Origin of the sequence: Bradyrhizobium sp. HKCCYLRH2015 (assembly GCF_051168215.1) — a bacterium.
Classification (GTDB): domain Bacteria; phylum Pseudomonadota; class Alphaproteobacteria; order Rhizobiales; family Xanthobacteraceae; genus Bradyrhizobium.
The window spans coordinates 38586-64332 of sequence record NZ_JBNPUO010000014.1 but is presented as its reverse complement, the minus strand read 5'-3'; the positions used below and the strand labels follow the sequence as shown (position 1 = coordinate 64332).

Below are 25747 nucleotides of genomic sequence, written 5' to 3'. Positions count from 1 at the left end.
GCTCGATCGAGTAGATCTCGCAGAGTTTTTCAAGACCGTACGACAGTAGTATCGGCCCGGAAACTCTCCTGTACATGTTGCGCCAGCGACCTGCAACCCTATGTAGAAGGCCAGCTGCGACTTGCTTGTCCCGTGGCTGCCCAGATTTCTCCTATCTTTCAGAGGCTTGAATGAAGAAGCTCGCGATCTACCTCGATGGCACCTTCAACACCCTCAACAACAACACGAACGTCTGGCGGTTGAAGAGCCTCACGGCGGAGACTGTCGACCAGCGCGTCTATTACTCGCAGGGCGTCGGCACGATCCGCGGAGAGGTCGTCCGCGGTGGCGTCGTCGGGTACGGAATCGACGACGAGATCATCCACGCCTACACGTGGCTGATCGAGAACTTCGAAGAAGGCGACGAAATCTTCATCTTCGGCTTCAGCCGTGGGGCGTACACGGCCCGATCACTGTCTGGGCTGATCAGCAAATGCGGGATCCTAAAGCTCGGCGCGCCGCTGTCGATCGAGCAGCTCTATGAGAGGTATCGTCTATATGACACGCCGACGATCAGGTCGCTGCTCGAGAAGCCCCTGCCGGCGGACGCGTCGCTCGAGGTGAAGTGGCTGACCAAGTATTCACGGCCGACCAAGATCAAGTTCGTCGGCGTGTGGGACACGGTCGGGTCCATGGGCATCCCTATCAGCAGCGCCGAGGCCAAGGTTCACAAGTACCGCTTCCTCGACACGCATCTGCGCCTCGACAACGAATACGCCTTCCATGCGCTGGCGCTCGACGAGCACCGCGCGGACTTCGACGCGACGTTCTGGACGCGGACCGTCAAGACCGGGGAGAAGGGAGCACCCGAACGTCCGATCGAGCACGTCGAGCAGCGCTGGTTCGTCGGCTGCCACGCGAACGTCGGCGGCGGCTACGCCAGCGATCCGCTTTCCCAGCGACCGCTGGTCTGGCTGATGGACAAGGCCGGCGCGCTCGGTCTTGTCTATCGGGACAAGGTCGAAATCGACGTGACGGCAATAGACCCGGCGATCAACGATTCCTACTGTGAATTCGGGGAGGGGCTCTACCGCATCTTCTCGAAACGGTTCTTCCGGTCCGTCGGCATCGCGCCCGAGATCGGAACCGACGCGACCACGGCGCGCATCAACGAGACAATCGATGGTTCGGTGTTTGACCGCTGGCGCAGCGACAGCAACTATCGGCCGCCAAACCTCGTCGCATGGTCCGAGGAAAAGAATGTCGATCCGGCGAAGCTGGTCGGCACGGTCATGGCAGCGGACCCGAAGGTCATTGTGAAGTGAAGCTCGACATCCTCAGGCTCGGCGTCACCAAGGATCTGCTGCGCTCGATGGCCAAGGAGGAGCGCACATTGTTCCTTGCACTCGGGCACGCGTCCAACCAGGTCAACGCGCTCTGGAAGCTGGTGATTATTCTGACCAACGGCTGTACCGACGATCCCGTTAAGCAGCGGCTCGAAGGCGCACAGACGCAGGTATTCGTGCGGCTGACGATCGGCGCGATGTGGGAAGCGTGGCGCCTGGTCGACGACCGCTTCCTCAAGCGGCCCCTGGGCAGGGAGTTCCTGCCGCTGCTTGACCGACCGGCGACCGAGGCGCTGGACCGGCTGAAGAAGCGGTTTGGCAAGGGAAGCGGCCTATCGACGGTCCGCAACAACTTCGCCTTCCATCATCCCACGATCGACGACATCGACGCTGCCTTCGAGAAGGCGGCCCGCGAAACCGACAGCGAGGATGCGGATTGGGCCGCCTACTTCAACACAGCGCTGCTCAACACGTTCTTCTTCGTATCCGACTATGTGTTGTTGGTCCACGGCATGGCGGAGGCGTTGGGCGAGCCCGATGTCAACGAGGCTCACCGCAAGCTGCTCGGCGAGATGGCGCCAGTGGCGAACGACCTGTCGGAATTCGCATTCGGCTTCACCGCCGCGATCTTCAAGCGACATGTCGGTCCCGAACTGACAATGACGAGGGTGACTATGGTCGACGACGCTCCGGACATCGACAACATCAGCTATCCGTTCTTCGTCGAGACCCCCAGCCTGCGCCACGATTGAACATCCGACTTGCTCGGAGCTCGAGCGTACCACCGTACTGGCAAACGAGACGAGGGGACTGCGATGTATCTGGGAATCGACCAACAGTCCGGCCTGGTCTACGAAGGCTTCGATGCCCCCGTTCTACCGGTCGTGCCTAGACCGACCGTCACGCAAGCGAAGCTAATCAGGCGTAAGGAAGATTGGAACGACCTGCCGACCGGAATTGCACACTCTCCAATGTCGTGGATTTTCCGAGAAGACACTTTCGATCCCGTCACGCGCACTCGACGCGGGCGACTTTTCCAGCCGGAGGGTGCACAGCCGGCGCAATACAAGGTTCTGCCGGACCCATACGAAGATCCCCACGGGCGGTCCGTCGGCGCCCAAGGCCGAACGACGAAGACCCTCTACGGCTATAAGGCGTGCGCGTCATTGCTTCAGGAGCCGCACCGGGGCATGGGATTGAAGCTCGCGTTGGGAGTGAGGGATGCAGCCTCCGCCTGGCGCATCATACAAACCGAGGTGGTCGCCAACGGCTGCGTCATGATTACACTCAAGTCGCTTTCGGCATTCGGCATCCTTCCTGCGGTCGACATGGCAACGATTCCCGCAGAGTTCGAACCCGCGATTTCTCAAGCCGTCGCGCGCGCACTCGATTCCGCCTTTAGGGAAACACCAGTATCAACGATCGACCATTGTCGAAACGCGTTAACCGCATGCCTGTCGCGTTGGCTCGTCACTCAGGGGCATGACCGTTCCGTCCTCGGCGAAGACCTTGGAAGGATCGCGGGTATCGTCGGCCGGCCACCTTACGAAAAAGGCCTGGTGAGCAACCTCGCCCAAGTCGTCGCGAGGCTGCATGCCCGCGGAAAGACCAACGAGGTGCATACGAAGGGGCTTCGCGACCCGGTCGACGAAGACGCAGAATTGGCGCTTCATGCCTTGGGTTTCACGCTGCGAGACATCGGTTGGGCGGATAGGAATTAGAGTCCGCAGCCGCCAATGGAGGCGACAATCGCAGACGATTCTTTGTGCGACCTTTCCGCCTCACGATCGCGTCAGCTGATGGACCAACGACCGATCGCAGATCGAAACGAACATGCTGTCCGGGAGCGCAGCCCTTCCCACGATCACCATGACGAAGCCGTTGAGCGCATGCTGCGAGCGTCGAACGCAGTCCGAAATGTTGCGCGTGTCGACGGTCGACGGCGATGCAACCTCCTCGGGATGGGTGTGCCAGCAGCCGACGAAATGCAGCCCTCGCGAAAAGCCGGCGTCGATTTCCGTCTTCTCCGCTTGTTCGTCGGGCCGGTACGAATAGCGGGATCTCCGGTCGGTCGGTCTCGGACCAGTCGCCTCGCAGACATCGATGATTGGCAGGTCGAAGCGAGCGAACAGTAGCCCTCCGGCTTCGCGGTGCCAGAACCGGGATTGGCGGTGCGTGTCGAAATGCTGAAGGACCGTGGCGGCGAAGCGCAGCGATTGCCCGGAGTGTCCGATATTGAAAGAGATCACGCCGCCAAGACTTTCCCGGCCGGTCGCAGGCCCCAGGGCCGCTCGACTATCATGCCTCCTTCCAGCGCATGAGGAGCGATCTCGGGGAGCATTTCGCTCCAGCTGCCGCCCGCGGCTTCGACGAAGGTACGGCGCGCAAGCCACATGCGATGCGTGCTCGGTCCGATGGTGCCGAGAAGACTGTCGAGCGCAGCCTGGGCGATGAGTGACGTGATAAAGCCGAGCTCGATGGGGCCGTAGGGCTCGAACGCCGCGCCGCAGGCTGGTTCGTATCGGCGCGTTTCTTCCGGCCAGTGCGTGGCGACGACGTCGGGCTCGCCGGTCTCGTTCAATCCACTACGAAGGCTGCCTCCGGACGCGGACACGATGACGGCATGACCGGCGGTCGCGTGCGGTTCCGTCCAGCCGTAGACGATCGGAAATTGCCTGCCATTTGCCTGATGCCACTCATCGAGCAACGACTCCGCCGGCCAGTCGCCGAGAGCCGAAACGACGAGGTCGACGTGCTCCAAAGGCCCGTCGGACCGCAGCAGCAGATCCTGAACCTTGGCGATGTGGTGCTCGACCTCGACATGGGGAAGGTCGGCGCGTATCCGCTTCGCGAGCTCGGGCGCCTTTGGATAGGAGATAGATCTGACGCCCAGGGTATGGCGGCCGACGTTGGCTCCCGTCAAGCTTTGCTGGTCGACGAGAATAAGCTTTGCCACGCCCGCTCGCGCGAGACTGAGGGCGACCGGCGCACCTACGGAGCCGCAGCCCAGCAGCGCCACGGTGGCGCCGCGCAAGGTCGCGATGCGCTGATCCTGCGCTCGCCCGTGTACCCAGGCGGGATCGACCCTTTCCACCGGAAGACGGCCTGCCGGCTCGCCGCCGAACAGTCGCGAGATGAAGACGTGCTCAGGCACCCGAGAAGGACGAAATCCTTTGGCGAGCGGATCCCCGCCGCGAACGATCGCGGGTCGGCTGATGACTGTCGTAGCGATTGCCGGCCCGTGCTCGGTCGCGGCGCCGAGCGCTACGAACAGGCGAGGGGACACCTCGCGCGAAATTCCTTCCAGGAGATCGGCGACGCCGGCATCAGCGGCGAGCGCGTAAACGTCCTTCGCCGCCTTAGGATACTGCGAGGGGAGGAGCGGGGTTTCCATCCAAACCAGAACGCCTCCTCGCGAGACCATGTTTGCCGAGGAGAGGGCGGAGTTGAAATTCTTCAGCCACCGTTGCAGCTGGCCGTCGTCGTCAGCCAAGACGATGTGACTGCGGCCCTCCCATACTCTGATTGCCCGGGAAGGCGGTGCCGGCTTGACCAAGGAAAGGATGCTCCGCTCGGTCCCCTTCTTGGCGTGGTCCCAATAGGTGAGAAACTCGGATCTGAAATCGTCTTCGTGTTCGCCGCGGACGAAACCTTCGATCAGCTTGATCGCCTTATCGAGCAGTACCGAGACGCCGGCGTAGGGATCGTCAATTGAAAACGTGGCGTGATCGGGCACCAGGCAGAGGACACCGTCCTTTTCCACATGGGGCCACGTCAGGAAGCGCGGGCGATCCACGACTGCGATCCGCGCCGGGACGGATGGAAAGCCGGCGGATACGATAACGTCGATGCGCCGGATGCGATCGGAGAAAGGGTATTCGAACCGCCACCCCGCTGTGGGATCATGCTTTCGATATCTTGCCAGATGCTCCGCGCTCAGCCTCGGCGGCCGTAGCCCAGCGTGCCACCAGCCGGCCTGAACCGCACCGATGGCCGATCTGAACCGCTTTGCGAGCGCGTGGTCGCCCCTAGGCACTCCGGCGATCTCCCTTGAGCTGCACCGCCGAACTCCTGGCTTGTGCCTCGTTGCTGACGAGGCCTTTTGACAGGACGGCAGGAGCGGCCAGACCGGCGACGGAACGCTTCTTCACGCGTTCGGCCGTTCCGCTGCCCACGCCCTTCGCCAGATGGTCCGCGATCAGCTGCTTGTTCGATAGGACCGCCGCGCGCGAGAAATCCTCGCGAGCCCGCGCGAGCCACTCGAAGAATGCGGCCGCGCGCTCGGGATGCTTCTTCCACTTGTCGGCGAAATTCTCTGACGGGTCGCTCGGATTAGCGATGACCAGACTGCCGTCCTGCGACCGTTCGATGAACCGGTCCATGTTGGTGAGGATCGTGAACAACGCATCGGATATCTTGTCTTCGCCGTTGTAGGCGTGCGCCGCGAGCGTGGTCAGGATGATCGAGATCGGGCGCTCGTCCGAGCGGGTGATGAACATGATGTCGCGGTGCCGCTTTAGGATCATGATCGCCGACTGCAGCGGTGTCCTGACCTCATAGTCCGGAATTGGCTCCGTGCCCGCGCGCAAGCTCTTGCGCATCAGCTCCCGCTTGCGCAGTTCGAAGATGACCGCCATGCGGCTATGAAACCACTTCAAATATCCCCGCGGGTTCGATCGCGGCCATGTCGGAGACAGTATCGCATAGAAGGGGTGGTCGATGTCCGTGATGGCGATCGCGCTGTCAGCGAGCGACAGGTCCAACCCACGGGCCTTGAGCAGCACCAACTGCTCCAGCCCGTTGAGAAGCCCGGGTGTCACGTCCATGTGAAACTGTGCGCCATCGGCGTATTCCAGCCTCCAGCATCGGCGATGCTCGACGACCGGCTTGTTCATGCGCCGATAGATTGCGTACAGCCTCATCTCCACGCCGAGACGGCGCTTGAGTTCTTTCTGGGTGATCTCACCCTTCGTGAGCTTGCGGAATTCGACGACGGCATCGATATCATAATGCTCGTCATCGGTGATCGGCACGACCACGGTGCCGAGCCCGAACGATCCCTGGATGTGAACCTGAGGGTCGAATTGCCGGATGCTCGAGTCTTCGCGATTGAGCCATTCGCCCAACGACTTGTAGCTGGTCTCGGCCTGTTCGTAGCGATATGGTGGAATCTCGAGCTCTTCGGCCAGCGCTTCGAGAAACTCCTCGGCTTCTTTGGTGATCGTCGGACGCAGGTGCACGTTCATGGGCCTCTCCTCAACCGGTGTGTTCGAGGGTATGGGCGAGGATGAAACCGCCCAGTTTCCTGTTCTGGTCGTAGATTTCGAGGGTAGGGTGGGCCTTCGGCTGCCAGGAGCGGCCCGCCTCGACGGCGATGGATACGGGTACGGCGGGAAAGATGCGCACCACGCAGTTCTCGCCGTGCGCAAGCTTGATCTCGTCTAATGTCGATCGGAAAAGCCTCGCGAATTCCGCCAGGTCGGTCGGGCGGCGCATGATGTCGTTGTGGGCACCGCTGGCGGCGATGGACCAGATGGTGGCGGCGGCGCCGAGGACCGATACGATGCGGTCGTCGGCAACGGGGGCACTCACCTCGAGCTTCAGCGCCACGGCACCGTCGGTGCGCGGCGGTCGCTTAACGTCGAACTCGATCGGCCGCCCATCTGGATCCCACTTCCACCCCTTAGGGCTGCGCAGGAGTTGTCGAACGTCGGCCGTCGCGATGTCGGAGATCAGGCGACCGAGTTCGAACAACAACGGGATCGGCGCCAGACCGAAAACGGCAAGCCGTCGAATTTCCTGGCGCTCCATGCGGCCGCGGACCTTCTCGGCGAAGCCGGACCGGAGATTGCGTACATGGGTGCGCCAGTAGTCGGGATCGTGGTCGGGCAGATCGAGCGTCGCGAGGTCGAGGTCGATCCAACCGTCGTCTAACGGATAACGGTCTGGGATCATCGCCCACTTCAGGTCGCCTTTGGCGACCGGAGACTCATTCGTCCCGATCCGAGCCGCGTACCGGATGACGTGGCTGCCGAGATTCTCGTCGATGGCGGTGACGGTCCGGATGCGTGCTTCGTGGCGGCGCTTCATCGCCGTCAGAACTTGCTCCGGATGCTCGGCGACCATCTCGCGATCGAAAACCCGGTGGTGGACATCGCAGACGAGCATCAGGTTGTCGGGATCGTGGGCCAGAAGAGGGGAGCGGATGGGATCCCCTCGTGGGCCGTCGGGAGAGTCGGCGACGATGTGTCCGATGTAGGCCGTGTTCGCGTTCGCTGCGCCCGAGATCTGATCGCCGATGAGAAGCTTGTTACACCCCGCATATTGGCAACGGCCAGCCGCCCGCGCCCATACGACGTTCTCAATCTTCTTGGGCAACGCCTTTCGCTTCGCCGCGCGTGACACCCGCGCCGGTCGGTGCTCGCGGTTCTCAGCGGCTGCAGCCTTCATGCCGCACTCCGCGAAGTGATGCGGGCCGGAGCGTCATCGCTCGAAAGCGGATGAAACCACTTGCTTGCTCCGGCGGAATCGAGCCATGCAGGAACCAAACTCGAAGCAGGCGAGGAGCTTGCCCAGCAGCCGATGTCCGCCATTCGCGCGGTGGTCACGCGGGCGAGTATCTTGACGCCGAATTGCGCGCGAACGCGCGGATTTCGTCTCAGGACCTGCACTTGCCCCTCGATGCGCGCTACTGTTTCCCCAATAGCGTCTGGGTATTCCGCCAGATGGTGTTTTCGTGTTCAATGTTCAAGATGTTGATAATTAAAGTCTGTTCGATACTATATATTGACAATGCCCGAATCAGCCTCACTTAGGGAAAGCCGACTGATTTCGGTGCGAGGCATCGTCCGCAGCCCGCCACGAGGCACACGGTGCCGTCCCGCATTCTGCAGGACCGCGGTCAACGAGCTTCGCTTCGCTGAAGTATCGACAGGGTCGCCGATCTTTGCCTTCCGGATAAATGGCCGCGATAGCGTCGGTGAAGATCAGCTGCTTCGAGACCGCGTCGAACAGCGTCATACTCGATCGAAACTTCATGTCGTCGGGCGACCCGAGAATATAGGTAATTGATTTGTCGCTGGCCACGACGGCAAGCCGGGTGCATTCGACGAGGTGCGGTCCCAGCACATCATGTTGCAGATAAGCGGCGGCTTCGGCGCGAGATTTGATCGCTAACCGCTGCGCCAACGGCGAATCTGGATCTGGTTGCAGCAAAATAAATCTCGGTAGCGGCGCGTCCGCATTCGCGGACCAGGCTCTCGTGAACCGCGCCGCAAGAGCGTCGCGGCCTGGCGGCATCGATCCTTTGCGCAAGAGCGGATCATGCCCTTCGGGGTAGAAACGAAAAACCGGACCTTTATGCAGTAGCCACCTGCACAAAGGTCCGGCCTTATCTTACGTTGCCGCGAAACCGTATGGCTGCAAAGGATGTTTCAGATCCTCTGGGAGGGGTTTCGCATTGCGTACGGGTTGCGGCCCGGAGGCGCAATCTCTCATCCGTGGATGCGACTACTTCTTTTTCTTGGCAGTCTTCTTAGCCACCTTCTTGGTGGCTGCCTTGGCGGTCTTCTTTGCTTTCTTCGCTTTCTTGGCCATGTCGTCCTCTATGAGACTCTCGTTCAGTGAACGTGCGCACGTCGTGCATCGACATGCTCAACGATGAGACGATAACATAAAATCATAAATGCAAAATTGATTCTAACACGTCGCAATGCTCTTGAGTCGCTCGCCGGGGGCAGTCGGTCCCGCGTCCCGCCTTCGGCGGCGCTATGCTGACGCTCCTGCGGCTGCCCTATTAACCGGTCTTGCGACCCGCGAGTGGTCTGCGCTCGCGCTCCGCCCATACGCTTCTCGTCGTTGTTGAAGACCTAAGGGGCTCAGCCCCTCGCGCGCACCAGGGTAAAGCGCCGGCAAATGCCGGCGCCGCCCCGAGCGGTCTCCCCGGTCTTCCGCGCTCCCTCACGTCCTGAATCGTCGCGGCCAGTCATGCGCTTGTGCAGACCCGCTCTTCGAGCGGCCCTCAATGGCGGGTGATCCCCCTCCGCTCGGATCGCCCTGGCACTTGCTACCCCCGGTCTCGCCGACGGGCAGGGGCGCAGGCGCGGAGTACGCGCTGTGCCCATCAAGCGAGAGAAGGGAGATCGATCATGTCGGCCAAATCAGTGGAAACTGTTGTGGAGAGCGGGACGGAGATTTTCATTCCACTCAGCAAACTCAAGAAGTCCCCGAAGAACGCCCGCAAGACGCCGCACAGCGAGGCGGCGGTCGAGGCCCTGGCGGCGAGCATTGCAGCCAAGGGTATCCTGCAGAACCTGGTCGTCGAACCGGAGTTTGACGCGAAAGGTGCCGCGACCGGGTTCTATTTCGTGACCATCGGCGAGGGCAGGCGGTTGGCCCAGATCCTGCGCGTGAAGCGGAAGGAGATCAAGAAGACCGAGCCGATCCGCTGCATCGTCGACACCGCTAACGATGCCCACGAGATCAGCCTCGACGAGAACGTCACCCGGGAGAACATGCATCCCGCCGACCAGTTCGAGGCCTTCAAGAGGCTTGCCGACGAGCGCGGGTTTGGCGCAGAGGAGATCGCGGCCCGCTTTGGCGTGACCGCCCAGGTGGTGCGGCAGCGGCTGAGATTGGCTGTAATCTCGCCAAAGCTGATGCAGGTGTATCGCGTTGGCGATTTGACTCTTGAGCAGTTGATGGCGTTTGCTCTCACCGAGGACCACGCGCGTCAGGAGGCTGTCTTTGACCGGCTGTCCTACAGCCGCGACGCCAGCACCATCCGCCGTCTTCTCACCGAAACGCATGTGCCTGCCACGGATCGCCGCGCGCGCTTTGTCGGGATCGAAGCCTATGTGGAGGCGGGCGGGACCGTCCTGCGTGACCTGTTTACGGAGGATCGCGGCGGCTATCTGGAAGACGTGGCGCTGCTCGATCTGCTGGTGATGGCACAGCTTGGCCGCGAAGCCGATAGGCTGCGGGCGGCTGAGGGCTGGAAATGGACGGAAGCCCATCTTGATTTCCCGCACGCGCATGGCTTGCGGCGGGTCTACCCGCATCAGGTCGAGCTGTCGGCCGAGGATCAGGCGGCACTGGAGGCCGCGCGGAACCAGATTGACCAGCTGTCCGAATGGCATCAGACCACGGACGAAATCCCTGATCATGTGGATGTCCGGTTCTGCGAGCTTGAGGCGGAGATCGACCGGCTGGAGGCAAAACGGCAGGCCTACGACCCGGATGATATCGCGCGCGGTGGCGCCTTCGTAATCCTCAACCATGATGGCGACCTTCGCATCGAACGCGGCTTCATCCGGCCTGAGGATGAGAAGCCGCGATCGCAACCGGAGCAGGGTGGCGATGCCTCGGAGCCGCTTGAGGCCGAAGGCGCAGCTGCCGAAGCTGCTGAGGATGGGGAGGGCGAGGGCGAGGAGAGCGACAGCGACGAGGAGGATGAGGACTGTCCGTTGTCGGACCTGCTTGTCCGTGACCTCACCGCGCACCGCACCTTGGGGCTGCGGCTCAATCTGAGCGAACAGCCGGAAACCGCCATTGTCGCTGCGACCCATGCGCTGGCCGCGCAAATCTTCTACATCGGCGCCAATGCCCATGTCGTCGGCATCCAGCCGGTCAAGAGCGATCTGGCTTCACATGCCGATGGGATCGAGGATACCCCGGCCGGCAGGGCCTGGGCGGATCGGCACGCCAATTGGGCAAGGCAGATGCCGCGCGACGTTGCCGGCCTGTGGAGCTTTGTGGCCGACCTCAATCACGACAGCCGCATGGCCCTTCTCGCGCATTGCGTTGCGCTGACCGTCAATGCCGTCAAGCTGCCATGGGAGCGAAGGCCGCGCGCCCTGGCCACGGCCGACCGGCTGGCGGAAGCAGTTGAACTGGATATGACCGGATATTGGCGGCCAACGGCGCGCAGCTATCTCGGCCGTGTCACCAAGGCCCGCATTGTGGACGCCGTGCGGGAAGGGGCGGGCGCCGAGGCTGCCGAGCGGATTGCGGATATGAAAAAGCTCGATATGGCGGGGGCCGCCGAGCAGCTGCTGGCCACGACCAGCTGGCTGCCGGCGCTGTTGCGGACGTCCAAATCCGATCAGGAGCGTGTAGGCGAAACGCCTGACGAGCGGAGCGGCGCAACCTATCCCGTGGCTGCCGAATGAGAAATTGCGCCGGAGCCGCGAGAGCGGCTCCGGCGCAATATTGAGATTTCCGGCCGCGCGCCTGACCGGCGCACGGCCGATCGGTTATCGTGACGGTGTCACGCAACATCAGTGACGGCGTAACGCAATCGCCCAACCTTCGTGTGACCTGGGAACGCGAGTCCGAACCAGCCGTTGACCGCGCGTCGGCGGATATCCAAATCGGTAGCCGCCCCTCTCGACCAGCGATGATGGTTGTCGTCTCGGGACCGGGGCGTTGCCATGACGTCGAGCGACCCGATCGGCTGGGCAGGCAACACCAGGGCCTCGGCAATCTGGCGGGCGCCACCTGAACCGTCTGGCTTGCGTTGGTTTCGACGCGGCGTCATGGCCGTTGCTCCGCGTACGTCAGAAGTTCTTCGACCGCTGCGGCGTTGGTCGTGTCCGTATGCGGCGTCAGGTCGGGTCGCCATGGCTGTCTCCCGTCCGTGTGTCGGTACTGCCGCGTCCGACGCGACCTCGAATGGGCTGATCGGGCCCGAGGGCCGGCCAAAGCCTCGATCGCCTTCCCGCAACGGCTACGCCGGCTTTTTTCCCCTGCCGCCAAGCGGCGGCATTCCTCGCGGGAAGTCAAAAAAGCCGGCTCTCACCGTCCTCCGCTTCCGCTGCGGGCCTGACGGCTGCGGGCCGATCGCTCCCCGGGCCAAAGACCGCCATCGAGGCCGCGATGGGCGCGGCCCGAGCAAACAGACGGAGACCACCATGGCCACCATCGGCACCTTCACCGCTTCGGACAACGGCTACACCGGCTCGATCAAGACGCTCACGCTCAACATCAAGGCCAAGTTCGTCGCGACCGAAAAGGACAACGACAAGGCGCCCGACTATCGCATCTGGGCAGGCACCATCGAGTTCGGTGCGGCCTGGAAGAAGACCGCCCGCGACAGCGATCGGGAATATCTCTCGGTCAAGCTCGACGATCCGAGCTTCTCCGCGCCGATCTACGCCTCACTGGTCAAGATCGACGGCGACGGCGGTTTTACGCTGATCTGGTCGCGCCGCAGCGGCGACTGATCCCCTGGGATCATCGGCCCCGCCTCTTCGGAGGCGGGGCTTTTTGCATGCTCATCGCCGTCTAGAAGGAAGGCCAGGGCTCGTTTTCTGAAGAGCGATTGCTAAGGGCTCCGCCCTCGCGCGGGCAAGGGTGAAGCACGACAACGTGCCGGCCGGTGCGGTTTCCCCGGTCTTCCGCGCCTCCATCGATCACAAGAGTCTCGCCTTGAATGGCGCGTGCAGACGCGCGCGGATCCCGCGCGCCCTTGTCAGGCGGGTGATCCCCCTCCGCGACCGGCCGCCCTTGCCCTTGCTACCCCAGGTCTCGCCGACGGGCAGGGTTGCAGCGCAGCGCTGCGCTTCAACCTGACAGGAGATGACGATGAACGTGACAATTTCTCACCACGGCGGGCAGAAGATTTCGGGAGGATTCCGGGTGGACATCTCGCGCGGCCAGCGCATTGGCCGGGTGTCGTCGGAGTGGTTTGCGCGTCCCAATGACGAGCGATATCTCAGTTTGCCGGACCTCTATGATGCCGCGCGCAGCCGGGCAGCGTGCGCACAGGCCCGCACCGTCGAAAGCCAATCCATTCGCGTCGAAGCTGCCCGAGAGAACGCCGAGCGGCTGGCCCTGATCGTTCCCGGACGTGACGAACCGGTGGTGCCGACGCATTGGAGCTTTGGGCAATTGTGCACGCTTGTCGGTGCGCCCGCCGCGTACCTTCGGCAACTGCCCGCGCCCTTGTCGGCCATCAATCTGCAACATGGCTTGCTGTCGCACCGTGCCGAAGTGGTCAAGACCCTGGAAGCGGACAGCGGCCGTGTCGAGCTTCGCGCCGTCACCGGGCCGGACTACGGCCGCATCTGGGATCATGAACTGGTTGCCGCCGTCATGCAGATCGCCGGCAATGGCACCGGTGACACACGATGGAAAGTGCCGGGCGTACTGGACTGGTCGAGCATGACTCATAACCCGTTCGTGGACGTGACCAAGGACACCACCACGCTCTACGCCAGTGATCGCGACGTGTTCCTGTTTCTGGTGGATGATACCAATCCAATCGAAGCGGGACGGCTGCCGGACGGCTCGCCGGATGTCTATTTCCGGGGCTTCTACTGCTGGAACAGTGAAGTCGGCAGCAAGACGCTTGGCATTGCGAGCTTCTATCTGCGCGCCGTCTGCATGAACCGCAATCTCTGGGGCGTGGAGAATTTGGAGCAGATCACGATCCGCCATTCGAAGTTCGCCGCGCAACGGTTTGCCCATGAGGCCGCACCGGCGCTGACGAACTTTGCCAATTCCTCGCCTGCGCCGTTTGTCGCCGGCATTGCAGCCGCACGGCAGCGGATCGTCGCCCGCACGGATGAGGATCGAGAGAGTTTTTTGCGCAAGAGCGGTCTTTCCAAAGCCGAAACGTCCAAGGTCATTGAGGCGGTCTTAGGTGAAGAGAACCGCAAGCCGGAGACCATCTTCGACTTCGTGCAGGGCATCACCGCCGTAGCCCGAAGCAAGGCGCATCAGGACGCTAGGCTCGAGCTCGAAGGCAAGGCCAGGCGCCTGATGGAGCGCGCCACCTGAACACAAACCGCGCAACCGGGTGACACCAGTTGCGCGGCTGCTCTTAACAGAGTTGAGCGGCGTCGCTGACCGGGCTTGCCAGATCGGCGACGCTGACGCGTGCACGCGTTCGGTGCTCGCCGGCCTTCGGCCCGGCTCGCGACAGCACAAAGTCAAACAATCGATCACAGGTGCGACTTCCAAGCGGACGGACGAATTCGTCCGACGTCTTTGAATTGCGCTGGTCGCGCGATCTCGCAAAATTGTCGGCTGCCGCGACTTCACGGCGCTAAGAGTGGGCCTATGACATCGGCATGCAGTGACGGGCATCCGCTCAGTTTCTGCCGAGGGCTTGCCGAATGATCGCTACCTCATTTGCAGTAGTTGCGGAGAAAGTCAGTCGAAGCGCCGCCTTCAGCGCGCTGCAGATGGATTGAACCTTGGCCGTTGGAGAAGCTGCGTTCTCCGGGCTCAAGTCTCGGATTGACGATGATCGGCACTGGCCAGCGCCAAGAAGTCAGCCGGTCTGCAGCAGGACTGCCGAGAGATCCTTGTCGAGGTGCAGCCGTGAAGGGGAATCTCCGTTGTCATTCTTCTGCAACGAGCCTGCACAAATTCCCCAGCTAGTCGGCAGCTTTACAGAGGCCTTGTCGACCCGTCGATCGCTTGACCAATGCAAATTTGCGGCTGAAGTGGGTTCGTTCAGAAGGCGCGGCTGGAAACGAAAGGCGTAGGGAAGAGAAGGAAGCGAGTTTTCACACCCTATGCACCTGTGGTGCTGACGCTTCGCGAGCCGTATGCGGCTATCTCATTGGGTTCAAATAAGAAGATCCCGTTGAGCGGTGTTTACGAGAGCGGGATCGAGCGAATACAACTGGGTTCTCTGAGGAACAATGGATCAAGGTAGGTCAACAAGTTGCAGTCGCTTGGACGCGTATACGAACGAAATTTCGGTCTCACTCATGAGCCGTGATGAATTTGCCCAGGTTTAGCTGCCCGCAAAGAGCAGCTGTCGCGATCTGAACAGAAGGCTCGCAAATCGCTTGCCAGGGGGCGCGGATCAATTGCCAATGGGCAAGGCTTCCTCCCAACCGGCAATCCGTTTGCAAGGATCCACGGGCTGCCTCAGGCCCAGGAGAAAAGGTCCACATTGTCTTCTCGACTCTCGGTCAATCCTGCTCGTGCTCACTTTGGCGGAGCTTGATCCTAACCCCAGACATACCAGCCCGCTGGTCCATCGTGCGAAGCACTTGGCCGAGGCGAGAGCCGAGTTGCGCAGCGCTGTGATGCTGGGTTGTTCTGGCAGCGCCCCACGCTGCAGCCGGTGATGGTTGGCCCACCGGCGAGCGGGCTTGGTCCTGTCGTCCTGGAAGCTCCGCGTGAGAGCGGCCGGTGGTCGTGGTGTGTATCTGATGGCGGCTCCTGCCGAGATCAAAGCCCAGCGCCTTGGCCTCGGCTTGCCAATGGTTGGTGAGTTCGCTGAGCTTGGCGTCCCGCTTAGGGCGCCGCGTACGCAAGGTTGCCAGCTCCATCCCCTTTGGCGTGCTGTAGCCGTGGGCCTTCGCGGCTTCCTCAATGGCTTGGCGCCGCTTGGAGAAAGTGCGCTCGATGAGGCGCGGGATGGCCGCCACGCGAAACGTGTCCTTCTGCCGCTCCAGCCGAACACCTTGCCGTTCGAGCTCCGATGCAAGCGCTCGGCGATATGTGGCCCCAGCCTGCTTCTGGGCCTTGTAGAGCTTACGGCTGACGATGGCGCCCCAGCTGCCATCGCGACGCGGGGCCAGGTTGAAAATGAAGGTGTGGGTGTGCAGCTGCGGGTCGGATTCGCGGCTGGTGTGATGATCGAATTGTGCCATCAGCAGCCCCGCGGTCTGCTCTCGGGTGGTTCCCGCGCGGCCTCGCCTGGCCCAGCCGGCGGTGGCCTCCAGCTGGGCGGTCGCAGAGAGGACCGCCGAACGGTGCGCCTGGGCAATGATCTGGCGCTCCGGAGCCTCGGATAGCGCCCAGAGCACCGAGACTGATTTGGGTGCGCTGAAGGTCATGTCCCAGCCGGCCGCATGCTCGCGGCTGCGGCCGGAAAGCTGCGCCAGCCGCTCGCCGGTCTTTGGATCGATCCCGCGCAGCGCAGCGTCAAACTCGGTACGCGTCACGGGTCCGTCCAGGCTGAGCCGCGCGGCCCCTCTGCCGGCCCAGCGGCCCGGCGGATCGCCATCGCGGCTGTAGTAGTCGTCGCGCTGCAGATGACCGTAGTAGCGGGAGGCAGAAGCGGCATTCCCTCGGGCAGAGATGGAGGCCACCATGGCTCACTCTCGCCGTTTGAGGATTTGCTTCGCCAACTCCTTTGACAGGCGGGGAGGGGGTGGAGGTGGATGAGTGTCATCGTCGGCGCGGTCCGACAGCCTCATCCGGGACAAAGGGCGAGTCCAGTCAGCCGGTATGATCGGCTCGCGCAATTGACGCAGCTTGAGATAGGGCAGCTCCAACTCGTAGACGTCTTCGCCGAGACCGATGAGCAGGACCCGGACGCCGTCCTTGGTCGGTCCAAGGCGGGAGCCAAGCTCGGATGCCGTGATCACGCGGCGCATCTCGCGATGGGTGCTCTCCGTGACGCTGGACTTGCCACCGGAATGAGTTGAGCTCTTCGTTCTCCGCTCGACCTCCTGCTCGCCGATGAGGCGGCTGATATCCTCGGCCGCCTCGCTGGCGTTGATCCGGGTAATGATCTTGGTGCCCGTCATGCCGAACCAGGACTTGGCTTGATCCTGTCCATAGACGGCGCGGATCTGGGCCGTGTCCTGGGCTCCGATCACGACAGCTATGCCTTTCGAGCGGCCAAGCTCGAGGAAGGTCGGAAACTGCTTGATGGGCGGCAGCTGAGGGAATTCGTCCAGGAACAACCAGACCCTCCGCTCCCGGCTTTCGGCAAGGGTCGGGCTGCCTACGGCCGAGGCGAGCAGGCCGAGCATGCTGCCGATCCAGATCCGCGACAGCTCGGGATACCCGGGGTCGTGCTGGAGGATCAATGGACGAAACCGCGTGGGGTGATGCAACCAGTTGCGGATTGAAAACCGCCGGGCCGTCGGGTCGGACCAAGCCTCCGCCAGGACCGAGACGATCTGCATGTGGGTCTGGAAGGTGGTCAGGATGCTGAGTGTAGTCTTGCTTTCCGGCTGGTCGAGCAGTCGCTGCGCATTGGGATTGTGATCCTTGGCGTACGCTGCGAGCGTGCCGACATCAGCGGTCACGACACGTTGCAGATCACCCCACCCCCACTCCTTGCCCCTGGTCGACTGGAGATAGACGATACAGGCGACGAGGATCTCCTGTGCCGCCTGGGACCACATCGGATCGGAACTTGGCGGGATGAAGCGGGCGGCTAGCTCGCGGGCGTCCTGCTTGATGCTGCAGTCGGCTGCCACGTCCCAGACCAGAGACCGCTGATCATGGGGCGCGACCAGGAGGGGGTCCCCATCGGCTGGGAGCCCGCCCATCATGTCGCCTTTCGTGTCGAGCACCAGGAGGCCATCTCCGCGAGAGAGCGCTTCATCGATCAGGTGAAGCATGGTCTGCGTCTTGCCTCCGCCGACGCTGCCCACGATCAGGAAATGCCGTGCCTCCCGTTCGCGCCCAAGGGGCACCGATGGCATCAACTCAACGCCCTTGCCATGGACCTGGCACTCCGCGGCGGCCGCCCGGGCGAACGCCTTCAAGCCTTGACGGCCGGTTTGCAGCCGTGCTCCGCGAAGGACCTTGAGCGAGACCGAGTCTAACCGAAGACTCAGCGCAAAGCCGAACAGCGCCAGCAGGCCCACAAGACTGGTCCCGATCACTCCCCAGAAACGAAGCTCGAAGCCGCTCAGAGCTTGGTATCGCGCGAGCCAGTCTCGGCAAGCCTGCCAATAGGCCTCGCCGGTGCGGTCTGCCAGCCAGGCCAGGCCACGCCCTCTGATGCAGGCTTGAATGCCTGCGGGCTGGAATTCGGCAATCCTTCCATCTGCCAGCGTGGCGCTCGGCGGCCAGACCTCGAACCCGAGATACGAGATGCTCGCCGCGACCGCAAAGCAACCCATGGCAGCGAGAAAGCCGATGATCCGCAAACGCTTGGTCATGCTGACCTCCCGGAGCTTTCGCTCGTCAGGGCTTTCAGTAAGGCCTCGAACATCGCAAGCAGGTCGCGCGCCGCCTTGTCGGTCGATTCAACTCGCGCGTACGTTTCCTGGCTTTGCTGTTCGAGCGCGGCGATTCGACGCTCGACCCGCATCAACCGATCGGCGAGAGCCTTGTTGTCCCCGCCGGCAAGGCCGGTGCGGATCAGATCACGGGCGACCCCGGTGATGTTTGCCGAAAGCCTGTGAGCCCGCGCGCGGATTTGCTCGATTTCGCTCGCGGCGAGACGGATCGAGATTGGTTTTGTCTTGCTTGTCATGAGATAGCCTCAACAGAGTTGCCGAGGCGATCGTCGATGAATGCGAATGAGCTCGCTGCCCTATTGGAGCGTCCAAGAGACTTCAAGGCTAACGCTCACCCGAAGGTCAGCAAGCGGAAGAAGGGAGCGGAGCTATCGGTGCACCCGACTATCGCCCCTAAATCGATCTCGCTCAGACGTTGAGACGTACTTCAACTGAAGAAAAGGCACATCGAACAATGGGATACAAAAGGGAGGCTCCTGGAAATCTCTCTGCTACGACGATCGTCGATCAGGAGCTGTCACTGTGCTTGAGAGTGACCATGACAGGGTGTCGCACGATCTTTTGCGCCGATCATTTTGACGGGCTAGCTCACCACAGAGGGGACAGGCGACCGAGAGCGCCTCCTGGATTCGCGACGCGCGTGATAGATTCAGTTTCTCATTTTCGGGAAGTTCAGCCCGGCACCGTCAATTGTGTTCACCGAGATAGTGCTCGGACCGAGTCAAGCTGCTTCTGACCTCGAGTTCAGCCGTACGGTCGATCACGCTTTGAACGATGGCTCTGCAATCAACTTGGGTTAATCCAAGTACGCCATACGCTTCCAATTCATCCTCTAGTATTGCGGCCATGATCGATACGACACTCATTCGCTTCGCTCTCTCGTGTGTGGGCTGTAGAAGCGCGGCACAATGCGCACTCACTCGTCGACTTCAGAACCATGAAATGGCAACGCCACGCCTGCTACCTCGCAGACCGCCTCTATCAGGCGGCGAACCGCCTTCGCGTCCCAATCGAGTTGGCCAAGGTCCTCTTCCCAATACTGGGACGTAACATAGGCGGCGTGCCGCGCCTTTACGCCCAATCCTACGATCGTCGATGCTGGAGTTTGTACGATCTCCTGCTCGATCGGATACAGGCGGAGAAGAAGCTCTTCCATTCGGCTTGTTGCGGCTTCATCAATAGAGCGTTGGCGGAAAGAGAGCTCCCCCTCAGGCTGTTCAGGTGTGTCGCTACCGACCTGAATTCGAGTGCGAGGCAACGACTCCAGTGCGTCCAGCTCCGCGCATAACTCGGTGAATTGCTGTTCTAGCGCAAGGAGCGGGGCGTCCTGCGATTGAGGTGCCGGAGGGCAAGTCGACAACTCGTCAGCGCTGGTCTTCCGGGAGTGGTTGATCATCGGCCACTCCGTACGCGCTTGGTCGCACGAGCAGTCAGGTTTGTGAACCGCATGGCAGCACGCTTCCGGCCGACGCCGATATCTGTGGGGGAGGCGCGCGCCAAGGTTTGCCCAAGAGGGGCTCAATGTTACGCTACTAGAGTAATCCAGAGCTCCTGACGTGTCAACACCTCAGGTGCAAAATTTTACCCTTGGGGCGTAATGTTGACTAGCGAACAGATCCGGGCAGCTCGCGCAATGCTGCGAATCGAACAGCGCGACCTTGCAGAGAAATCTGGCGTCTCGCTGGAAACGATCAAACGGATTGAACGAACCCCAGGACCGATATCGGCCTACACCGGGACGGTAGATAAACTTCGTCGCGCACTGGAGCTGGCAGGAATAGAATTCAGTAATGGCGATCAGCCTGGCGTACGTTTGACTTCCGCAGCAGCGAAGCAAGCCAATCGATCTGACTGAAAGACGCCCGTCTGGATCGCGCCTCGTAGCCGGGGGCTCAACTGGCGCACCAAGTTCACCGGCTCAGCCGAGATCGGGCCTACGACGTCCTGAGGTCGTGTCCCCGGAGGTGGTGTAGCTCGGTGGAGCAAAGCCGCCCGGACGCGCGCTCCCAAATAGCGCCGTAGCGGGCGGGCGGCTTTGCGGTGGTCACCGGCAGTTCTCCGGTAGGATCGGGTTGCGACACGCCAACGCAACCGAGGAACCACCGATGACCGAAGACATGATGAACCTGCGCACGCTGGTAGAGAAGACCCCAGACGCCGATCTGCTGCGCGAGATGATCGGCTTTGCGGCCCAGCGCCTGATGGAGCTGGAGGTCGAGAGCCAGACCGGGGCTGCCTATGGCGAGAAGAGCCCCGAACGTCTGGCCCAGCGCAATGGCTACCGCGACCGGATCTGGGAGACCCGCGCCGGTGCGGTGGAGCTGCGCATCCCAAAGCTGCGCAAGGGCTCCTATTTCCCCGGCTTCCTGGAGCCGCGGCGCATGGCCGAGAAGGCGCTCACCGCCGTGGTTCAGGAGGCTTACGTTCAGGGCGTCTCGACCCGTTCGGTCGACGATCTGGTGCAGGCGATGGGCATGACCGGCATCTCCAAGAGCCAGGTCAGTCGGTTGTGCGGCGAGATCGACGACAAAGTGAAGGCCTTCCTCGGCCGTCCAATCGAGGGTGACTGGCCCTATCTTTGGATCGACGCCACCTATGTGAAGGTGCGCCAGCAGGGGCGCATCGTCTCCGTCGCGGTGATCGTTGCAGTCGGCGTCAACAGCGACGGCCGGCGCGAGGTTCTCGGCATGGACATCGGGCCGTCCGAGGCCGAGACGTTCTGGACCGCCTTCCTGCGCAAGCTGGCCCGCCGCGGCTTGCGCGGCGTCAAGCTGGTGGTGTCCGACGCCCACGAGGGCATCAAGGCCACCGTGACCAAGGTGCTCAACGCCAGCTGGCAACGCTGCCGCGTCCACTTCATGCGGAACGTGCTGGCTCATGCCGGCAAGAGCGGACGGCGCGTGGTCTCCGCCTTCATCGCCACGGCCTTTGCCCAGGACGATGCCGAGGCCGCTCGCACCCAATGGCGCAAGGTCGCCGATCAGCTCCGTCCCAAGCTGCCCAAGCTTGCCGGCTTCCTCGACGAGGCCGAGACCGACGTGCTTGCCTACATGACGTTCCCGCCGCAGCATCGGACCAAGTTGCACTCCACCAATCCGATCGAACGCCTCAACGGCGAGATCAAACGGCGCACCGAGGTGGTCGGCATCTTCCCCAATGAGGACGCTATCGTCCGCCTCATCGGAGCTGTCCTGCTCGAACAGAACGATGAATGGGCGGTCCAACGTGCCCGCTACATGACGCTGGAAACCATCGCGCCATTGAGCGATGATCCGAACGTCAGCCTCACGGCTATCGCCAGCTGACAGGCCCGGCTCCAGCCGGCGAACGCGGTGGACCGCCAGCTACACCACGCTTGGGGACACGATCCGTCCTGAAACCTACATTCCGCAAAAGCATGCTTGGCAAGATAGAAGGCTAGGGGCTCAAGATTTTCCTAGCCCGAAAGAGAAGAGCCTGGTGTTCACCGAGGCCCAACGGGAAAATGCCCTATAGGTCAAGTAGCTTACGAATTTCGGAATTGTTCATGTTAGCCATTCAGATATCTCCTTTTGAGCGCTGGGGGAATGGAATGGCCTGTTTGCCGGCAGGGCTGTCGGCAAGCCGGGAACGCATCTTTGCACGTTAAGATTGACGTGGCGGTCTGGCTGCGCAAACTCGTATTTCCGTGTTGCGATTTCGAGGACTTTCCCGGTTGAGGTCGCCCAAGGTGCTATTTTCAACTGTCGAGTCGGATAGAAGAAAATTCATGCGGCCGCAGAGTACGTTCCGCGGCGGCTGTATTGCTACCATTGCCTCTTTTGCCTTGGCGTGGACGGCTTCAGCCCAAGACGCCGGGAGGGTCGCTCGTTGCGTAGCTATCCAGGACCTCGATGAACGAATTGAGTGCCTGGAGGGCAGGAGCAGCGCTCCCGAGGTGTCCATACCGGGCCGGTCAAGAGTCCCCCAGGTTGGGCCGAGTTTCGACTGCCGAATGGCGACAGCGTCAATCGAGCGGGCGATCTGCGGAGACGCGGTTCTTTCGGAGTGGGACCTGCGGATGGGCCAGCAGTATCAGCAATCTCTCCGGCTGAGGAAGCCGGCCGATCGCCAGTTCCTCATTGACAGTCAGCGGTCGTGGATACAACAAAGAAACACGGGGTGTGGCGCGGTAGCCGGCAATGCTGTCTGGTCTTGCGTGCTTGAAGCCACCAAAGAGCGCATCGCTGCTCTATCTGAGGTGCCACCCATAAGTCTCGACCCTACGCCGACAGCCTCACCCTCCCAATTGCCCCAGTCGCAAGTCAGAGTGCAAGACGCGCCACCTGTCGCCTCCCCGACTGTTGCGCCAAAAAGCTCTGACGCATTGCCCGCGCCGAAGCCGAATCCGCCCGAGTCGACAAGCGGCACAAATCCGCTGCTTGTGCTCATTTTCATCATTGGCGCCATTGCCGGCGCGATCGCCGTCTACAACAACATCCGACGCCGGGAAGAGGAGCAACGACGTACGGCCGAACGTCAGCGGCTTGCTGCAAAATATGGCGCCGAGGTTGCGGACCGTATCCTGGCGCGGGTCGTCTGGCAGGGAATGACGGATGAACAATTGCTTGAGTCCCGCGGCCTTCCTGCCGACAAAGATTACGAAGTCAGGAAGTCTGTCTCCAAAGAGACTTGGAAGTACGGGCAAACCGGCAGAAACCGCTTCAGCAACCGCATTTTTCTCGAAAACGGCATCGTTACCGGTTGGAAAGAGTAAGCGGCTTCACCTTGAAACAGCCTTATAGTTTTCGTCGGCCTGGAGGTACTCGGCATACGCCGCGTTGACGGGGCCCTGCAGCTGCGTTCTGGCGTTGATCACGCGCGCATGAAGCTGTCTCAGTTCCTCGTAACCACTGCGAACCGCCTGTTCCAGCTTTCGCTGCTCCACCGTGATCTCATGCTCGATCTTGTCGATGTCACGCTTATCGACGCCGGTCGCCGGGTTGAACTTGAAACGCGCTTCGACCGATTGGCGCCATGCGTAGAGGGCTCCACAGAGTTTCGGTCCGAAACCCGGGACGTTCTCGACCGCCGTGCTCAACAGGTCGGCCGCCGTCTCGATGCCATACGATTGCAACGTGCGCTTACGGCCGTTGCCAATACCCTCAATGCTCGCCTTGTCGATTTCGAACTGGTCCAGATAGCGCGACAGCTGAGCCTGCCTCACTGAAGTTCTGAGTTGATCAAGCTTCGATTTCCTCAACGTCGGAAGGTAATCTAGCAAGGCCCTTAAGCGCAGGACCTCCTGCTTCTTGCCATCGAACGCGGCGGAGCCAGCCCGTTCGGCCCATTCCTGCTGGGCGCGGAGCCACGTGCCCCGCGCTTTGGCCTCGGCATCCCGGAATTTGTAAACATCGCTGGACTTGTCGAGCCATCTACGCGCGCCAAAGAAGGTGATCAGCGCTGCGATAAGAAACAGTAGAGGGGCCGGCGCGCTCAAGCCGCCGAACACACCAATTCCGCCTATGGCTAGAGCCATCGCAAAGGCCACCACGTTGGCGCGGCGGAATGAGTTCGCGACCGAAACGGCTTCAGCGCTGGGCGCCGGCCGCGTGGCTTGAATGTTCGGGGCGGGGCCGGGGCTTTGTATTGCCTCGATCTGGCGCCAGAGCGCCGTGAGATCGAACGCGCTGAAATCGGGCCCGGGGGAAACGAACGGGAACAGCTCGGCCCGGGCGGCCGCTTCCATCGGGCACCACGGGCAAGCGACAGCGTTATGGTGCCAGTGGGATGGATTGGTGCGGCATTGGACAAGGTTCTTCTCGAGACCGACTAGTGCTTGAACCCAATCCTGCGGCTCCGGCCTGCCACCGTTGATCATCTGCTTCGCGAAGGCACGCTCGAACAAAAACGCGACTTCGTCGCCGACGCTAGATAGCGGCGGCGTGTTTGGCGGCCTCTCCATCTGAACGTCCGCGCGCATGGCGCTATAAGCAAACCTGAGTTCCGAAATCGCTTTCGGGATCGGCATATCGCCCCGGCCGAGGAAACGACCTGCGAAAGGGTGCCTACCCATGAACAAGAGTAGGAACAGCATCACCGCGAGGCCAAAGCTGTCGTGGTTCACCGTTCTTATAGTGTGACGAAGGTTCTTGCCTTGTAGCTCGGGCGGCGTGAACGTCTCGACGCCGACCTCGCAAAGATAGAGCTTGCCCTGATCCGTGATCTGAAAGCTATCGCAATCGATCAGCTTGACCGTCGCATCGGGCGCGACCAGAACGCTTCCCTCATTGATGTCGCCAATAATACTGCCTGTGGCATGTACGGCGCCGAACGCCCTCGCGGTGTTCGTGCAGGCACGGACCAAGAAGCGCCAATCCGCGCGGGTGAATTCGGTGAGGCGGCTTTTGGGGCTGTAGAGCTTGTGGATGTCCTTGGCGTTTTTGACGCGGGGCAGCAACAATCCGACGGGGGCACGCCCGGACTTCGCCAGCAAAAGACCGGTGGGCCACGCAGACACCTGGTTCAGCATGCCGTTTGACAGCGACGACATGAACTGGATCTTGGCCGCTCTTTCCTCAGTAAGTGGCCGATGATAGACCTTGGCCACCAGGTTTTCAGAGGATCGGATGCCATAGACCGCGCCCTCTCCGCCTTGACCGATCAGAGCATCAAGGTGAATTTGGCGGCCGGAAAGATCAACGACTTCAGGAAGTGGCATCGGCGGAGACGAGGGTTGGTTCGTGCCGTGTCGCGAGCACAAGCGATTTATCATCATCAGTGCGTGCGCAAACGCGTTCCGAGTTCAAATAATTCAACAAACTGGCCGACAATTCATCGTCTAGCCCTTCGTTCAATGCCTGACGGACGGGAGCGATCATATTGTTGAAAAAAGGATCGTGGACGCTCTTGGTTGCATAATGGAGAACAAGGTTCTCAATGCCGTCGGAGAATGCTGAGAAGCTTTCGATGCGCCGCGAGACTGCGGCGAACTCCAGAACATCCGCCGCATCGCTGGCGGTGATGAAGTTCGTGCTGTTGATGTACTCGCCATGCTGAGGCCAGAAAATGTAGGACCAGCCCTCATCCCCTTCCTCACGAACGACCATCGCGCCGTCGCCCACTTGAAAAAAGACAGCTTCCTCTGCAGCGATCACCGCGACGAGCAGGGTACATGCGAACTCCCTAGTTGAAGCACGGGCCTCCGATGCAAAGCTCGAAATTGCCATCTGTATTTGAGCAAGCCAGCTCAGGACGCCGCCCCGCTCGATTGCTCCGACCGAACCACCGGCCTCAAGGAAGTTCTCAATCAGGTAAGTTGCGGTCGTCACGGCCGCGCGTGAGCCGATCTCAGAATGCGCCGCGCTGCCGGCGCCGTCCGAAACTGCAGAAATCAAGACCGACCCGTTGGGCGTCTGTACGAGCCTCACGCGCACGCTGTCCTGGCACGGCTGGCCATTCTTGGTATGCGACGTGCCGATCGCAGACGTGGCGGCTATCCGCCAGCTCATCGAG

20 protein-coding genes are annotated in these 25747 nt (G+C 61.8%); 9 read left to right on the top strand and 11 right to left on the bottom strand.

Features of this window, described 5'->3' with window-relative positions:
• Nucleotides 1-170 precede the first annotated feature (170 nt).
• From ACQR1H_RS31405 to ACQR1H_RS31395, 3 genes are all read left to right on the top strand, one after another.
• The gene (locus ACQR1H_RS31405; protein ID WP_434908689.1) at nt 171-1304 is read left to right on the top strand and encodes a DUF2235 domain-containing protein; all 1134 of its coding nucleotides are present in this window, start codon (nt 171-173) and stop codon (nt 1302-1304) included.
• Between the two features lie 47 nt (nt 1305-1351).
• A complete protein-coding gene (locus ACQR1H_RS31400; protein ID WP_434885841.1) occupies nt 1352-2077 on the top strand; it encodes a hypothetical protein in 726 nt (241 codons plus the stop codon).
• A 63-nt stretch (nt 2078-2140) separates the two neighbouring features.
• A complete protein-coding gene (locus ACQR1H_RS31395; protein ID WP_434908688.1) occupies nt 2141-3046 on the top strand; it encodes a hypothetical protein in 906 nt (301 codons plus the stop codon).
• 60 nt (nt 3047-3106) lie between these two features.
• On the opposite strand, the gene ACQR1H_RS31390 is transcribed toward ACQR1H_RS31395, so the two are convergent.
• From ACQR1H_RS31390 to ACQR1H_RS31370, 5 genes are all read right to left on the bottom strand, one after another.
• Nucleotides 3107-3574 carry a Mov34/MPN/PAD-1 family protein gene (locus tag ACQR1H_RS31390; protein WP_434885839.1) on the bottom strand — a complete coding sequence of 156 codons (468 nt, stop codon included), beginning with the start codon at nt 3572-3574 and terminating at the stop codon, nt 3107-3109.
• Complete coding sequence (locus ACQR1H_RS31385; RefSeq protein ID WP_434908687.1) at nt 3571-5361, bottom strand: ThiF family adenylyltransferase; 1791 nt, start codon at nt 5359-5361, stop codon at nt 3571-3573. Before ACQR1H_RS31385 ends, ACQR1H_RS31390 begins: the two co-directional genes overlap by 4 nt.
• On the bottom strand, nt 5354-6571 hold the full coding sequence (locus tag ACQR1H_RS31380; RefSeq protein WP_434885837.1) for a nucleotidyltransferase domain-containing protein: 1218 nt from the start codon (nt 6569-6571) through the stop codon (nt 5354-5356). Before ACQR1H_RS31380 ends, ACQR1H_RS31385 begins: the two co-directional genes overlap by 8 nt.
• Nucleotides 6572-6581: 10 nt before the next feature.
• Nucleotides 6582-7775, bottom strand: a complete 1194-nt coding sequence (locus ACQR1H_RS31375; RefSeq protein WP_434885836.1) for an SAVED domain-containing protein — start codon at nt 7773-7775, stop codon at nt 6582-6584.
• 357 nt (nt 7776-8132) lie between these two features.
• Nucleotides 8133-8639: a DUF1810 family protein gene (locus ACQR1H_RS31370; RefSeq protein ID WP_434908686.1), complete on the bottom strand. Its 507-nt coding sequence runs from the start codon at nt 8637-8639 to the stop codon at nt 8133-8135.
• Nucleotides 8640-9472: 833 nt separating this feature from the next.
• On the opposite strand from ACQR1H_RS31370, the gene ACQR1H_RS31365 reads away from it, so the two are divergent.
• The 3 genes from ACQR1H_RS31365 to ACQR1H_RS31355 all read left to right on the top strand — a co-directional run bounded on the left by ACQR1H_RS31365 (nt 9473) and on the right by ACQR1H_RS31355 (nt 14105).
• Nucleotides 9473-11494, top strand: coding sequence for a ParB/RepB/Spo0J family partition protein (locus ACQR1H_RS31365; RefSeq protein ID WP_434885834.1), 2022 nt, complete (start codon nt 9473-9475; stop codon nt 11492-11494).
• Between the two features lie 741 nt (nt 11495-12235).
• Entirely contained in the window at nt 12236-12547 is a 312-nt protein-coding gene (locus ACQR1H_RS31360; protein WP_434885833.1) for a DUF736 domain-containing protein, read from the top strand.
• 361 nt (nt 12548-12908) lie between these two features.
• A complete protein-coding gene (locus ACQR1H_RS31355) occupies nt 12909-14105 on the top strand; it encodes a DUF932 domain-containing protein (protein ID WP_434885832.1) in 1197 nt (398 codons plus the stop codon).
• A gap of 1148 nt (nt 14106-15253) precedes the next feature.
• Here ACQR1H_RS31355 and mobF read toward each other — a convergent pair.
• From mobF to ACQR1H_RS31335, 4 genes are all read right to left on the bottom strand, one after another.
• The gene (gene mobF / locus ACQR1H_RS31350) at nt 15254-16384 is read right to left on the bottom strand and encodes a MobF family relaxase (RefSeq protein ID WP_434885831.1); all 1131 of its coding nucleotides are present in this window, start codon (nt 16382-16384) and stop codon (nt 15254-15256) included.
• Nucleotides 16385-16387: 3 nt separating this feature from the next.
• Nucleotides 16388-18193 carry a type IV secretion system DNA-binding domain-containing protein gene (locus tag ACQR1H_RS31345; RefSeq protein ID WP_434885830.1) on the bottom strand — a complete coding sequence of 602 codons (1806 nt, stop codon included), beginning with the start codon at nt 18191-18193 and terminating at the stop codon, nt 16388-16390.
• A complete protein-coding gene (locus ACQR1H_RS31340; RefSeq protein WP_434885829.1) occupies nt 18190-18510 on the bottom strand; it encodes a hypothetical protein in 321 nt (106 codons plus the stop codon). The genes ACQR1H_RS31345 and ACQR1H_RS31340 overlap by 4 nt, the downstream gene beginning before the upstream one ends.
• Before the next feature lie 680 nt (nt 18511-19190).
• A complete protein-coding gene (locus tag ACQR1H_RS31335) occupies nt 19191-19670 on the bottom strand; it encodes a hypothetical protein (RefSeq protein ID WP_434908685.1) in 480 nt (159 codons plus the stop codon).
• Nucleotides 19671-19871: 201 nt separating this feature from the next.
• On the opposite strand from ACQR1H_RS31335, the gene ACQR1H_RS31330 reads away from it, so the two are divergent.
• From ACQR1H_RS31330 to ACQR1H_RS31320, 3 genes are all read left to right on the top strand, one after another.
• Nucleotides 19872-20129: a helix-turn-helix domain-containing protein gene (locus ACQR1H_RS31330; RefSeq protein ID WP_434885916.1), complete on the top strand. Its 258-nt coding sequence runs from the start codon at nt 19872-19874 to the stop codon at nt 20127-20129.
• Nucleotides 20130-20379: 250 nt separating this feature from the next.
• Complete coding sequence (locus ACQR1H_RS31325) at nt 20380-21579, top strand: IS256 family transposase (RefSeq protein WP_315714240.1); 1200 nt, start codon at nt 20380-20382, stop codon at nt 21577-21579.
• Nucleotides 21580-22022: 443 nt separating this feature from the next.
• The gene (locus ACQR1H_RS31320; RefSeq protein WP_434908702.1) at nt 22023-23009 is read left to right on the top strand and encodes a lysozyme inhibitor LprI family protein; all 987 of its coding nucleotides are present in this window, start codon (nt 22023-22025) and stop codon (nt 23007-23009) included.
• 6 nt (nt 23010-23015) lie between these two features.
• Here the strand turns inward: ACQR1H_RS31320 and ACQR1H_RS31315 are convergent, their stop codons facing one another.
• Together ACQR1H_RS31315 and ACQR1H_RS31310 are read right to left on the bottom strand one after the other, a co-directional pair.
• Complete coding sequence (locus tag ACQR1H_RS31315; protein ID WP_434885914.1) at nt 23016-24953, bottom strand: hypothetical protein; 1938 nt, start codon at nt 24951-24953, stop codon at nt 23016-23018.
• Nucleotides 24940-25743 carry a PP2C family serine/threonine-protein phosphatase gene (locus tag ACQR1H_RS31310; RefSeq protein WP_434908684.1) on the bottom strand — a complete coding sequence of 268 codons (804 nt, stop codon included), beginning with the start codon at nt 25741-25743 and terminating at the stop codon, nt 24940-24942. Before ACQR1H_RS31310 ends, ACQR1H_RS31315 begins: the two co-directional genes overlap by 14 nt.
• Nucleotides 25744-25747 lie beyond the last annotated feature (4 nt).

Excerpts from the sequence above, each read along its gene's own strand:
- ACQR1H_RS31405 (WP_434908689.1), top strand. The coding sequence starts at position 171 with ATGAAGAAGCTCGCGATCTACCTCGATGGCACCTTCAACACCCTCAAC.
- ACQR1H_RS31400 (WP_434885841.1), top strand. The coding sequence starts at position 1,352 with ATGGCCAAGGAGGAGCGCACATTGTTCCTTGCACTCGGGCACGCGTCC.
- ACQR1H_RS31395 (WP_434908688.1), top strand. The coding sequence starts at position 2,141 with ATGTATCTGGGAATCGACCAACAGTCCGGCCTGGTCTACGAAGGCTTC.
- ACQR1H_RS31380 (WP_434885837.1), bottom strand. The coding sequence starts at position 6,571 with ATGAACGTGCACCTGCGTCCGACGATCACCAAAGAAGCCGAGGAGTTT.
- ACQR1H_RS31375 (WP_434885836.1), bottom strand. The coding sequence starts at position 7,775 with ATGAAGGCTGCAGCCGCTGAGAACCGCGAGCACCGACCGGCGCGGGTG.
- ACQR1H_RS31365 (WP_434885834.1), top strand. The coding sequence starts at position 9,473 with ATGTCGGCCAAATCAGTGGAAACTGTTGTGGAGAGCGGGACGGAGATT.
- ACQR1H_RS31360 (WP_434885833.1), top strand. The coding sequence starts at position 12,236 with ATGGCCACCATCGGCACCTTCACCGCTTCGGACAACGGCTACACCGGC.
- ACQR1H_RS31355 (WP_434885832.1), top strand. The coding sequence starts at position 12,909 with ATGAACGTGACAATTTCTCACCACGGCGGGCAGAAGATTTCGGGAGGA.
- mobF (WP_434885831.1), bottom strand. The coding sequence starts at position 16,384 with ATGGTGGCCTCCATCTCTGCCCGAGGGAATGCCGCTTCTGCCTCCCGC.
- ACQR1H_RS31345 (WP_434885830.1), bottom strand. The coding sequence starts at position 18,193 with ATGACCAAGCGTTTGCGGATCATCGGCTTTCTCGCTGCCATGGGTTGC.
- ACQR1H_RS31340 (WP_434885829.1), bottom strand. The coding sequence starts at position 18,510 with ATGACAAGCAAGACAAAACCAATCTCGATCCGTCTCGCCGCGAGCGAA.
- ACQR1H_RS31335 (WP_434908685.1), bottom strand. The coding sequence starts at position 19,670 with ATGATCAACCACTCCCGGAAGACCAGCGCTGACGAGTTGTCGACTTGC.
- ACQR1H_RS31330 (WP_434885916.1), top strand. The coding sequence starts at position 19,872 with ATGTTGACTAGCGAACAGATCCGGGCAGCTCGCGCAATGCTGCGAATC.
- ACQR1H_RS31325 (WP_315714240.1), top strand. The coding sequence starts at position 20,380 with ATGACCGAAGACATGATGAACCTGCGCACGCTGGTAGAGAAGACCCCA.
- ACQR1H_RS31320 (WP_434908702.1), top strand. The coding sequence starts at position 22,023 with ATGCGGCCGCAGAGTACGTTCCGCGGCGGCTGTATTGCTACCATTGCC.
- ACQR1H_RS31315 (WP_434885914.1), bottom strand. The coding sequence starts at position 24,953 with ATGCCACTTCCTGAAGTCGTTGATCTTTCCGGCCGCCAAATTCACCTT.
- ACQR1H_RS31310 (WP_434908684.1), bottom strand. The coding sequence starts at position 25,743 with ATGAGCTGGCGGATAGCCGCCACGTCTGCGATCGGCACGTCGCATACC.